The 11,996-nt window shown below is 74.4% G+C and carries 7 protein-coding genes; 4 read left to right on the top strand and 3 right to left on the bottom strand.

Annotated features, from left to right (window positions below; genetic code table 11):
• Positions 1-13: 13 nt before the first annotated feature.
• From ACIQG9_RS28000 to ACIQG9_RS27990, 3 genes are read left to right on the top strand one after another with little or no spacing between them, the layout of a single operon-like run.
• Positions 14-1,270, top strand: a complete 1,257-nt coding sequence (locus ACIQG9_RS28000) for a pyridoxal phosphate-dependent aminotransferase (RefSeq protein ID WP_400408041.1) — start codon at positions 14-16, stop codon at positions 1,268-1,270.
• 13 nt (positions 1,271-1,283) lie between these two features.
• Positions 1,284-2,213, top strand: coding sequence for an ACP S-malonyltransferase (locus tag ACIQG9_RS27995; protein WP_400408039.1), 930 nt, complete (start codon positions 1,284-1,286; stop codon positions 2,211-2,213).
• 28 nt (positions 2,214-2,241) lie between these two features.
• Positions 2,242-3,786 (top strand): AMP-binding protein, encoded by a 1,545-nt coding sequence (locus ACIQG9_RS27990; RefSeq protein WP_400408037.1) that lies wholly within the window; start codon positions 2,242-2,244, stop codon positions 3,784-3,786.
• A gap of 391 nt (positions 3,787-4,177) precedes the next feature.
• Here ACIQG9_RS27990 and ACIQG9_RS27985 read toward each other — a convergent pair whose 3' ends face one another.
• On the bottom strand, positions 4,178-5,773 hold the full coding sequence (locus ACIQG9_RS27985; protein WP_400408035.1) for an AMP-binding protein: 1,596 nt from the start codon (positions 5,771-5,773) through the stop codon (positions 4,178-4,180).
• A gap of 161 nt (positions 5,774-5,934) precedes the next feature.
• Between ACIQG9_RS27985 and ACIQG9_RS27980 the strand changes: the two genes are divergently transcribed.
• Positions 5,935-6,183 (top strand): phosphopantetheine-binding protein, encoded by a 249-nt coding sequence (locus tag ACIQG9_RS27980; RefSeq protein WP_400408034.1) that lies wholly within the window; start codon positions 5,935-5,937, stop codon positions 6,181-6,183.
• A gap of 60 nt (positions 6,184-6,243) precedes the next feature.
• On the opposite strand, the gene ACIQG9_RS27975 is transcribed toward ACIQG9_RS27980, so the two are convergent.
• Together ACIQG9_RS27975 and ACIQG9_RS27970 are read right to left on the bottom strand one after the other, a co-directional pair.
• Positions 6,244-7,149 carry a proline iminopeptidase-family hydrolase gene (locus ACIQG9_RS27975; RefSeq protein WP_400408033.1) on the bottom strand — a complete coding sequence of 302 codons (906 nt, stop codon included), beginning with the start codon at positions 7,147-7,149 and terminating at the stop codon, positions 6,244-6,246.
• Between the two features lie 11 nt (positions 7,150-7,160).
• Positions 7,161-11,966, bottom strand: a complete 4,806-nt coding sequence (locus ACIQG9_RS27970) for an SDR family NAD(P)-dependent oxidoreductase (RefSeq protein WP_400408032.1) — start codon at positions 11,964-11,966, stop codon at positions 7,161-7,163.
• Between the last annotated feature and the right edge of the window lie 30 nt (positions 11,967-11,996).

Below are 11,996 nucleotides of genomic sequence, written 5' to 3'. Positions count from 1 at the left end.
AAGGGAGCTGGCGATGGCCGGCCGGAAGATATCGCCCAACCTCGCGCTGGACCAGCAGGTCGCGCAACGGATCGCCGCCGGCGAGTCCATCGTGCACCTGGGCTTCGGCGAGTCCCGCCTGCCGGTCTTCCCGCCGCTGGCCCGGCAGCTCACCGAGGGCGCCGACCGCAACGCGTACGGGCCGGTGGTCGGTGACCCGGCCACCCGGGACGCCGTCGCCGGCTACTTCTCCCGCCGCCGGCTGCCCACCGAGGCGGACCAGGTGATCGTCGCCCCGGGCAGCAAGCCGCTGCTGATGGCCCTGCAACTGGTCGTCGGCGGCGACACCCTGGTCGCCCTGCCGAGCTGGGTCACCTACGCCCCGCAGGCCCGGCTGGCCGGCAAGACCGTACTGGGCGTGCCGATCCCCGAGTCCTGCGGTGGGGTGCCGGACCCGGCGGCGCTGCGCGAGACGATCCGCGCCGCGCGGGTGCTCGGCCAGGACCCGCGCATCCTCGTCCTCACCTCGCCGGACAACCCGACGGGCACGCACGCCCCGGACGGGCTGGTCCGCGAGTTGTGCGCGATCGCCGAGGAGGAGGACCTGCTGATCGTCTCGGACGAGATCTACCGGGACATCCTGCACGCACCGGGGGCCGACCTGCTCTCGCCGGCCGAGGTCGCGCCCCGCCGGACGGTGGTGATCACCGGGCTGAGCAAGAACCTGGCGCTCGGCGGCTGGCGGATCGGGGCGGCCCGCTTCCCGGCCGGCGGGTGGGGCGAGCGGATCCGCGCCGACGTCGCCTCGGTGGCCAGCGAGATCTGGTCCACCCTGGCCGGTCCGATGCAGTCGGTGGCCCGGTACGCCTTCGCGGAGCCGCCGGAGATCCGGGAGCGGCTCGCGGCGGACGCCGCGCTGCACGGCGCGGTCGCCGGCGCGGTGCACCGGATCATGGTGGCGGCGGGGGCCACCTGCCGGCCACCGACCGGGGGGTTCTACGTCTACCCGGACTTCGGTCCGCTGCGCGGCCCGCTGGCCGAGTACGGCGTCACCGACGGCGCGTCGTTGCAGCGCTGCCTGCTGGAGGAGTTGGGCGTCGCGGTGCTCTCCGGGCACCACTTCGGCGACCGGCCCGAGGCGCTGCGGTTCCGCGCGGCGACCAGCATGCTCTACGGCACCACCCCGGAGCAGCAGCGGCAGACCCAGGCCGCCGCCGACCCGCTCGCCGTGCCGCACGTCGCCGACGCGCTGACCCGGGTCGAGCAGGCCCTCGCCAAGCTTCCCCGATGACAAGGACGCCGAGATGACCAGCGCCATCGTCTTTCCCGGGATGGGCCCGTGCGACTTCGCCGACGTCGCGAAGTTCATGCTCGTCGACCGGGACGCCCGCGAGCTGCTCGCCGCCGCGAGCGACGCCCTGGACTACGACCTGTTCGCCCGGTACCGGGACAGCACCAGCGACTACTCCGAGTACGCCCAGGTGGCCTTCCTGGTCAACTGCGTGGCGCTGGCCCGCTGGGCGGAGCGGGCCCTGGACCTGCGGCCGGACCTGGTCGCCGGGCCCAGCTTCGGCGGGAAGGCCGCCGCCGTGTACAGCGGCGCGCTGGACTTCGCCGCGGCGGTCCGGATGACCGCCCGGTTGTCCCGGATCGAGACCGAGTACTTCGCGGCCGAGCAGCGGGGGGTGGTGACGATGTCGTTCGTCCGTACCCCGGCGGAGCGGCTGCGGGAGATCCTGGCCGAACTCGACGAGGCCGGCGAGTGGTACGAGATCTCCTGCTACGTGGACACCGACTTCTGGATGCTCACCCTGCACGAGGGGCGCACCGACTGGCTGGCCCAACGGCTGCGGGCGATCGGCGGCCTGCGGCTGTACGTGATGGACCCGCCGCTGCACGCCGCCGCGTTCCAGCCGCTGCGGGACCGGGTGGAGGAGGAGCTGTTCGCCTCGCTCGACTTCGCCGACCCGGAGATCCCGGTGGTCGCCGACCAGGACGGCACGGTACGGGACACCGCCGCCGGAGTCCGGGCCATGCTGCTGGACGGCATCGTCCGTCCGGTGCGCTGGCCGGAGGTGGTCGGCACGTTCCAGCGGTTCGGGGTGGAGACGGTGCACGTCTGCGGGCCGGACCGGCTGTGGGGACGGGTGGGCGCCACCACCCGCAACTTCGCCACCACCATCGTGGACCCGCGCCGGGCGATGCGGCCGGTGCGCCGCACCGTGCCCGCCTGAGCGCGCCCGGCGACCTCGGAGGGACGAGATGACCCAGGACACGGACTACGCGCTGCACGGCCGGTTCCGCCAGGGGCTGGCCGCCACGCCCACGGGCACCGCCCTGCACCTGCCGGACGGCCCGGTGAGCTACGCCGAGCTGCACGCGACGGCGCTGCGCTGGGCCGGCGCGCTCGCCGCCGGGCCGGACGGGCCACCCCGGGTGGTCGGCATCCTGGCCGGCAAGACCCTGGAGTCGTACGCGGGCCTGCTGGCCACCCTGTACGTCGGCGCGACCGCCGTGCCGCTGCACCCGGAGTTCCCGGCGGCCCGCACCGAGCGGATGCTCACCGCGTGCGGGGTCTCCACCCTGCTGCTCGACTCCGCCGGGCTGGCGGTCCGGGCCGAACTGGGCGAGGCGGTCGCCGGGGTGCCGGTACTGGCCCCGGTGGTGGACCCGGGCGGCACCGGGGACGGCCGGCGGATCGCCCTGACCGGTGCGACCCCGCTGGACGCGCCCCGGCCGGCCGGCGCGGACGACGTGGCGTACGTGCTGTTCACCTCGGGTTCGACCGGACGCCCGAAGGGGGTGCCGATCACCCACGGGAACCTGCGGCACTACTTCTCGGTGCTGGACGACCGCTACGACTTCGGGCCGCAGGACCGCTTCTCGCAGTCGTTCGACCTGAACTTCGACTGCGCGATGTTCGACCTGTTCTGCGCCTGGGGGGCGGGGGCCAGTGTGCACCCGGTGCCGCCGGCGGCGTACCGGGACGTGCCGGGGTTCGTCGCCGAGCGGGGCCTGACGGTGTGGTTCTCCACGCCCAGCGCGATCACCCTGGTCCGGCGGACCGGCCGGCTGGCGCCGGCGGCGATGCCGGCGCTGCGCTGGAGCTTCTTCGCCGGCGAGGCGCTGCACGCCGCGGACGCGGTGGACTGGCAGGCCGCCGCCCCCGGGTCGACGGTGGAGAACATCTACGGCCCGACCGAGCTGACCGTCACCATCACCGGCCACCGCTGGTCGCCGGCGACCTCGCCGGGGCTCTGCGTCAACGGCCTGGTGCCGATCGGGCACCTGCACGACGGGCACGACGGGGTCCTGCTCGACGCCGACGGCGCGGCCTCCGAGGTGGAGGGTGAGCTGTGCATCACCGGGCCGCAGCTCACCCCCGGCTACCTCGACCCGGCCGACGACGAGGGCCGCTTCCTGGTCCGCGACGGCCGGCGCTGGTATCGCACCGGGGACCGGGTGCGGCGGCTGGAGAACAAGGAGCTGATCTACCTGGGCCGGCTCGACGCGCAGGTGCAGGTGCACGGCTGGCGGGTGGAGCTGGCCGAGGTCGAGCACGCGCTGCGCGGCTGCCCCGGCGTCGAGGACGCGGTGACCGTGGCCCGGTCCGGGGCCGGCGGCACCGAGCTGGTGGTCTTCTACACCGGGGAACCGACTGCCCCGGCGGAGCTGTCCCGGCAGCTCCGGCAGCTCCTGCCGAAGGGAATGCTGCCGCGTTCCTACCGGCACGTGCCGGAGTTCCCGCTGAACTCCAACCGCAAGGTCGACCGGGCCCGGCTGACCCGCGAGGCCGCCGAGAACTGACCGCCACCCGCCCCGCCCGCCGTCGGGTAGATCGTTAGGATCTCGGCCCTGGAGGGGCCATCCGCCACCAAGATCATCCCCCGCTGCCGGGGTGGGGCTTCCAGTAGGCGGCACGCCGCCTTGATCGACTCCGTGTCGCCGATACGGCGGTATCCGCCCGCTCCGATACCGCCGTATCGGCGATATCGCGCACCGCACCGCACCGCAGTCCGAGGCCAGGGCGCGGCCGGGGGGCAGGGAGCCCCTGGCCGGTCCCCCGCCTGACGGGACCGGCCAGGGGCCGTCGGGTGGCGGCGCGCGCGGCCGGGTCACCGGCGGGCGGGGCGCGCGGCCGGGTCACCGGCGGGCGGGGCGCTCGGCCGGGTCACCGGCGGGCGGCGCACCCTGGGGGTCAGCCCTGCGCGGGCTCCCCGGCACGGGCGGCCAAGGCCCGCCGGTCGACCTTGCCGTTGGCGTTGACCGGCAACTCGTCGAGGACCCGCACCTGCTGCGGCACCATGTAGTCGGGCAGCGCCTCCAGGCAGAACGCGCCCAGCTCCATCTCCTCGACGCCGGTGACTCCCTCGTCGAGCACCACGAAGGCGGCCAGCACCGGGTCCTTGCCCTGCTGCGGCAGCATCAGCGCGGCGGCCCCGGCGATGCCCGGGAACTCCCGGACCCGGCGCTCCACCTCGCCCAGCTCGACCCGGTTGCCGCGTACCTTCACCAGCGAGTCGGCCCGGCCGGTGAAGTACAGCTCGCCACCCTCCCCCCGGTACGCCAGGTCGCCGGTACGGAAGACGAGCTGCCCGGCGGCCGGGTTGAGCGGGTCGGGCACCAGCGCCGCGGCGGTGGCCTCGGGGTCGTTCCAGTAGCCGTTGAACAGGGCGGCGCTGCGCAGGTGGATCTGGCCCACCACGCCCGGGGCGTCCACCGGCCGGCCGTCCTCGTCGATCAGCAGCATCTCCGCGCCGGGGTGGGCGTGGCCGATGGAGATCCGGTCCAGGTCGGCGGGGAGCGGGTGGGGTACGTCGGTGAAGGAGGCGGCGATGGACTCGCTGCTGCCGAAGCAGTTGACCACCCGGACGTACGGCAGGGCCCGCTGGAGTTCGCGCAGCTCCGGCAGCGGGAAGTTCTCGCCGGAGTAGAGCACGCCGCGGATCTGCTCGCCGAGCGCGGCCAGGCCGGCGAACTCGTGCCGCAGCACGCCCCGCCAGATCGACGGCACGCCGTTGACCTGGGTGGCCCCGGTGTCGGCGAGGAACTGCACGAAGCGGCGCGGCCAGCGCAGCAGCGACCGGGGCACCGGCACCACGGCCGCCCCGCTGCCCAGCGCCAGGCCGATGTCGAGCAGCGAGAAGTCGAACTGCAGGGGCGAGGTGGTGGCGACCCGGTCCTCGGCGGCGACGATGCCGTGCCGGAGCATGCCCCGGTAGAAGGCGAGCACCCCCCGGTGGCTCATCACCACGCCCTTGGGCCGTCCGGTGGTGCCGGACGTGAAGATCATGTACGCCGGGTCGGTGGGGACCAGTTCCCGGCGGTGCCGGGTACGCGGGGCGACGGCCCGCTCCACCTGGATGCCGTCCGGGCCGAACCGGGCGGTGCCCAGCGGCGCGGGCACCCCCTCCCGGCGTCCGTCGACGGGTTGCAGGTGCAGCGCCGCCTGGGTGCTCTCGGCGATCAGGGCGAGCCGCTGGGCCGGCGTCTCGGGGCTGACCGGGATGAACGTCAGGCCCAGCGTGGAGCAGGCCAGGAAGGCGGCGATGGCGGCCGGGGAGGTGTCCGACTCCAGGATCACCCGGTCGCCGATGTCCAGGCCCAGTTCGTCGAGGGCGGCGGCGTAGCCGTCGACCCGCTGGGCGAGCTGCCGGTACGAGATGGAGCCGATCTCGCCGCCGACGGCCTGGATCACCGCCGGCTTGTCGGGCGTCAACCGCGCGCCCGCCAACAGGAATTCGTGCAGCGTCTCCACGGAGGCGTGCGTGCGCGCGAACATCTCTCGACTCATGGCCGGATCGTATCGGCGACCTTAAGTGCGTCCCACCCGCATCGACACCCCTAACGACCCCTAATCCGCACTGTGACGCGGCCGACGGAATTGTCGGGTCGTCAGCTCCCGCCGGCCGTTGCTAGCGTTTTCTCACCCTGCACCGGAAGGAAATCACCGACATGTGGGATCAACGGTTCGAGACCATCCTGCGCCAGCACCTGCCCTTCCTCGGCCCGGACGAGCCGCTGCTGGGCGGCACCAGCCTGCGCGACTCGGGCCTGGACTCCCTCGCCATGGTCGAGCTGCTGGCGACGCTGGAGAGCGAGTACAACGTACGTTTCGTCGACGAGGCGATGTCAATGGAGACGTTCGCCACCGCGGAGACGCTGTGGCGCACGATGACCGGGCTGCTCGGCGCGGCCGTGTGAGTGATACCCGCACGACAAAGTGCCCGTGACCATTCGGTCACGGGCACTTCCGGTATCCGTTCAGAGTTTCTCCAGGAATTCGGTGAGAATCTCGGTGAACCGTTCCGGGGTCTCCAGGTGGGGCAGGTGGCTGGCCCCCTCGACGATCTCCCAGCGGGCACCGGGGACGAGGTCGTGGAAGGGGCGTACCGCCGCCGGGGTCACCTCGTCGTGCTCGCCGCTGATGACCAGGGTGGGCGCGTCGATCTGCGGTAGCCGGTCGACCAGCGAATAGTCGCGCAGCGTGCCGATGATGTGGAACTCGCTCGGCCCGTTCATCGAGTGGTAGACGGTCGGATCGCCGTTGATCTCCATGAAGGAGGCCATCAGCTCCGGCGGCAGCGGCTTACGCCGGCACACGTGCCGCTGGTAGAAGACCATCATCGCGGCCGTGTAGGCGGGACTGCCGGTGGTGCCGGCGGCCTCGTGCCGGCGCAGCGTCGCGTCCACCCCGGGCGGCAGCGCGGCCCGCAGCACGTCCAGCTCCGGCAGCCACAGCGGGTACGACGCGGGCGAGTTCGCGATCACCAGGCCGCGCAGCCCGGCGGGCCGCTCCACCGCGTGCGCCGCCGCCAGCACACCACCCCAGGACTGCCCGAGCAGCACGTACCCGTCGGCGATGCCGAGCTGGCGCAGGAGGTTGTCCAGCTCGGCCAGGAACAGCTCCACCGTCCAGAAGTCGGCGCCCCGGTCGCGCAGGTGGGTGGAGCCGCCGTTGCCGAGCTGGTCGTAGTGCACCACCGGCCAGCCGGACCGGCTCAGCTCGGCCAGGTTGAGCAGGTAGTCGTGGGTGCTGCCGGGGCCGCCGTGCAGCACGACCAGCGGCGGCCGGCCACCGTTCAGCTCCCCCGTCACCCGGTACCAGGTCCGGTGCTCGCCGAACCCGACGGTGCCCTTGGCGGTCGGTGCCAGTGTCATGTCGTCCACTCCAGCCTTCGTCACTGCGAGATCCAGTCCCGGACCACGCCGGCGGTCGTGCCGGCCTGCCCCTCCATCATGGTGAAGTGGTCGCCGGGCACCTCCCGGAGCGTGTGCGGAGTTTCCCAGGTGGCCCGCCACCCGTCGTCGTCGCCACCGGCCACGATGGACTCCTGCGGCCGGACGAAGAGCACCGGCGTGTCGATCGCCTCGATCGGGCAGCTCTCCAGCAGCCGGATGTAGCGGCCCATCGCCGAGAGCCGGGCGCTGCTGAACTCGCCGAAGGTGGCCTCCTTGGCCAGCAGCGATTCGAGCATGTGGGTGAAGAACGTCGCCGTGGTGCTGCCGGTGGTCAGGTAGGTGTCGAGCAGCACCACCCCGGCCGGGCCGAGGCCCTGCCGCTCCAGCTCACCGGCGGTGGCGTGGGCGAACAGCCCACCGGAGGAGTAGCCGACGATGACGTACGGCCCCTGTTCGGCGATCGGGCGGACCATCTCGGCGAAGACCCGTACCGCCGCGTCGGACGAGGCGGGCAGGCTCTCGTCACGGCCGAAGCCGGGCACCGGCAGGGTCCACACGTCCCGGGTGCCGCCGAACTCGGCGGTGAACCGGGCGTACTGCTGGTCGCCGCCGAGCGCCATCGGCGAGGGGAAGCAGACGATCGCCGGCCCCTGGTCGCCCCGGGCGAGCCGGCGCGGGGCGGGGATCGCCGGCAGGTCGACCGGGCCGTCGAAGCTGGGCCGGATGTCGGCCACCGCGTGCAGCAGCGACAGGCCCTGCTGTACCCGGCCGCCCTGGACGGCGGTACGGAACAACGCGCTCATCGTGTCGGCGGCGGCCTCGGGCGTACCGGCGTGGTCCTCGGCCGGCGGGGCGGCCAGCTCGGTGCGCAGCAGCGCGGCGAGCTCGGCGACGCTGCCGTGGTCGAAGACCACGCCGGTGGCGAGCCGCAGCCCGGTGGCCTCGTTGAGGGCGTTGCGCAGCTCCATCGCGGTGAGCGAGTCGAAGCCGAGTTCGACGAAGCGCAGCGCCGGGTCGACGCCGTCGGGTCCGGCGTGGCCGAGCACCGTCGCGGCCCGCGCCCGGACCAGGTCGCGCAGCCGCGCCTCCTGCGCGTCGGGGTCGAGCCCGGCGAGGGTACGCCGCAGCGCCGCCGGGTCGGGCCGGGCGGTGCCGGACGCGGACCGCCGTACCGGGGTGACGAGCGCGCCGAGGATCGGCGGCACCTCCCCCGCCGGGGCACGCAGGTCGGCCTTGACCGGGACGAGCACCGCGTCGGTACGGGCCAGCGCCGCGTCGAGCAGGGCCAACCCCTCCTGGCCGGACATCGGCAGCACCCCGCCCCGGGACATCCGGGCCCGGTCGGTGCCGCCGAGGTCGTCGGCCATCCCGCCGCCGGCCCACGGCCCCCAGGCGAGGGACTGGGCGGGCAGCCCGGCGGCGTGCCGGGCGCTCGCCAGCGCGTCGAGGAACGCGTTCGCCGCCGCGTAGTTGCCCTGCCCCGGTCCGCCGAGCACGCCGGCCGCCGAGGAGAAGAGCACGAACGCGGTGAGGTCCGCGTCGCGGGTGAGTTCGTGCAGGTGGCTGGCGGCGTCGACCTTGGGGCGGAGCACCGCGTCGAGGCGTTGCCGGGTCAGCGCCGGGATGGTCCCGTCGTCGAGCACCCCGGCGGCGTGCAGCACCCCGGTCAGCGGATGCTCGGCGGGCACCCCGGCGAGCAGCGCGGCGACCGCGTCCCGGTCGGCCATGTCGCAGGCCGCGACGGTGACCTCGGCGCCGCGTGCGGTGAGGTCGGCGCGCAGCGCGGCCATGCCGTCCGCGTCGGGGCCGCGCCGGCTGGTGAGCAGCAGGTGCCGCACCCCGTACGCGTCGACCAAGTGCCGGGCGACGAGTTGGCCGAGGGTGCCGCCGGCCCCGGTGACCAGCACGGTGCCGTCGGCGGTGAAGGTGCTGCCCGGGGTGCCGTCGGGCGCCCCGGCGGGTACCAGCCGGGCGGCGTGCGCGACGCCCTCCCGGATCACGAGTTGCGGTTCGCCGCCGGCCAGCACGGCCGGCAGGGCCTGCGCCGACTCGTCGTGGTCGTCGAGGTCGACCAGGACGATCCGGCCCGGGTTCTCCGCCTGCGCGGAGCGGCCGAGGCCCCAGACCGCCGCGGCGGCCGGCTCGGTGACGGTGGCGCCCTGCGCGCCCCGGGTGAGGACCAGCAGCCGGGACGCTGCCAGCCGGTCGTCGGCGAGCCAGCTCTGGAGCAGCGCGAGGAGCTGCCCGGTGGTGTGCCGGGCCCCCGCCGCCAGGTCCCGGGGGTCGGGTTGCACGCTGGCGACCAGCACCACGTCCGGTGCGGTCGCGCCCGCGTCGAGGGCGGCGGTGAGGGCGTCGAAGCCGGGGTGGGTCTCGGCGGCGACACCGACCGCGTCGAGCGCGGCGGCCACCTTGTACTCGTCGGCGCCGACCAGCGCCCAGCGGCCGGTGGCCGGGGTGGTGGGCAGCGGCACGGCCGGCCAGTCGACCCGGTAGAGGTGCTCCTGCCGGCCGGCACGGGCGGCGGTGAGCTGGCCGGGGTCGATCTCCCTCAGCACCAGCGAGTCGACCCGGGCGACGGGTACGCCGGCCTCGTCGGTGAGGGTGAGGGCGGCCTCGTCGGCGCCGGTGGGGGTGACGGTGACCCGCAAGGTGGCCGCGCCGGTGGCGTGGATGGTCACCCCGGTCCAGGAGAACGGTACGGCGGGCGCTCCCTCGCCCCGGCTGAGGCCGATGGCGTGCAGGGCCGCGTCGAACAGGCCCGGGTGCAGGTGGAAGCGGTCGGCGTCGGTCACCTCGGCGGGGAGCGCGATCTCGGCGTACACCTCGTCGCCGTGTCGCCAGGCGGCCCGTAGGCCCTGGAAGACCGGGCCGTACCCGAGGCCGGCCTCGGCCATCTGCTCGTAGAGTCCGTCGAGGTCGACGGGGGTGGCGGCGGCCGGCGGCCAGACCGCCGACCCGCCGGCCGGCGGGCTGGTCGGGGCCGGGGTGAGCAGACCGGTGGCGTGCCGCGTCCAGGGCGCGTCCTGGTGTCGGGAGTAGACGGTGACCGGCCGACCGCCGTCGTCGCCGGGTGCGCCGACGGCCACCTGCACCTGGACGCCGCCGTCGTCGGGGACGACCAGCGGGGCCTGGAGGGTGAGTTCGGCCAGCCGGCCGCAGCCGACGTGGTCACCGGCGTGGACGGCGAGTTCGACCAGCCCGGTGCCGGGCAGCACGATGGTGTCGCCGAGCGCGTGGTCGGCCAGCCACGGGTGGGTACGCCGGGACAGCAGCCCGGTGGCGATCAGCCCGTCGGTGTCGGGGAGGGTGGTGACGGCCGACAGCAGCGGGTGTTCGGCGGCGAGCAGCCCGGCGGCGGTGACGTCCTGCCCGCCGCCGGTGTCCTGCATCCAGTAGTGCTGGTGCTGGAAGGCGTAGGTGGGCAGGTCGACCTGCCGGCCGCCCGGATGGACCGCCGCCCAGTCCAGGTCGACGCCGCTGATCCACGCCTGCGCCATCCCGGCCGCGTACGCCTGTGCCTGGCTCTTGTCGCGCCGTTGCAGGGCGACGGCGACGGCCTCGTCGACGCAGTCGGCGACCATCGCGGTGAGCACACTGTCCGGCCCGATCTCGATGAACCGGGTGACGCCCCGAGCGGCCAGCGCGGCCACCGCGTCGGCGAACCGCACCGTCCCCCGCACCTGCCCCTGCCAGTACCCGACCGAGCCCAGTTCGTCGTCGGTGGCGAGGTCACCGGTCGCGGTGGAGACCAACGGGACACCCGCCGGGTGAGCGGTCACCCCGTCCAGTACCTGACCGTAGTCGGCGAGCATCGGGTCCATCAGGTGCGAGTGGAACGCGTGCGACACCCGCAGCCGGCGGGTCTTCACCTCCAGCGAGGCTTCCAGGGCGGCGATCTGCTCCTCGGTGCCGGAGACCACCACCGCCCGGGGGCCGTTGACCGCCGCCACGTCGATGTCACCGAGGTCCAACTCACTCAGCGGCGCGGCGATGGCGAGCATCGCCCCACCGGCGGGCAGCGCCTGCATCAGACCGCCACGCGCCGCGACCACCCGGCAGGCGTCCTCCAGGGACCACACCCCGGCCACGTACGCGGCGGCCAGCTCACCGATCGAGTGGCCGGCCACGAAGTCCGGCCTCAGACCCCACGACTCGGCCAGCCGGAACAACGCCACCTCGACCGCGAACAACGCCGGCTGCGTCCACCCCGTCTGGTCCAACACACCGTCCGGGTCGGCGTACATCACCTGCCGCAGATCACCATCCAGCAGCGGCCCGAACGCCGCGCACACCTCGTCCAGGGCGGCGGCGAAGACGGGGAAGGCATCGGCAAGCTCACGACCCATGCCGACCCGCTGCGCACCCTGGCCGGTGAACAGCACCGCCGTCCGACCGGTGGTGACCCGACCCGACAGGCCGGTGCCGGCGACCAGGGCCGCCAGGCCGGCGGCGAGGTCGGGGGCGGGACCGCCGACGACGACGGCCCGGTGGTCCAGGTCGGCCCGGCCCGCGGCGAGAGAGTGTCCGACGTCGACCGGACGTTCGTCGGTGAGGAAGTCCCGCAGCCGGGTCGCCTGGGCGGTGAGTCCGGCGGTGGAACGGCCGGAGACCGGCCAGAGCACGACGGCCGGTTCGGGCGTCGACTCGGGCGCGGCGGCGGGCTGCGGGTACTCCTCGACGATGACGTGGGCGTTGGTGCCGCTGATGCCGAACGACGACACCGCCGCCCGCCGGGGACGACCATCGACCGGCCACTCCACCGACTCCGTCACCAACCGCACATCACCCGCCGACCAGTCCACAAACGGACTCGGCGCATCCACATGCAACGT

The organism is Micromonospora sp. NPDC092111 (genome assembly GCF_044755745.1).
In the GTDB taxonomy this organism is placed as follows: Bacteria; Actinomycetota; Actinomycetes; order Mycobacteriales; family Micromonosporaceae; genus Micromonospora.
This window is presented reverse-complemented; position numbering and strand designations above follow the sequence as displayed.

What these genes read in the sequence shown, in the direction of transcription:
- ACIQG9_RS28000 (WP_400408041.1), top strand. Translation starts at nt 14, where the DNA reads ATGGCCGGCCGGAAGATATCGCCCAACCTCGCGCTGGACCAGCAGGTC.
- ACIQG9_RS27980 (WP_400408034.1), top strand. Translation starts at nt 5,935, where the DNA reads ATGTGGGATCAACGGTTCGAGACCATCCTGCGCCAGCACCTGCCCTTC.
- ACIQG9_RS27990 (WP_400408037.1), top strand. Translation starts at nt 2,242, where the DNA reads ATGACCCAGGACACGGACTACGCGCTGCACGGCCGGTTCCGCCAGGGG.
- ACIQG9_RS27985 (WP_400408035.1), bottom strand. Translation starts at nt 5,773, where the DNA reads ATGAGTCGAGAGATGTTCGCGCGCACGCACGCCTCCGTGGAGACGCTG.
- ACIQG9_RS27995 (WP_400408039.1), top strand. Translation starts at nt 1,284, where the DNA reads ATGACCAGCGCCATCGTCTTTCCCGGGATGGGCCCGTGCGACTTCGCC.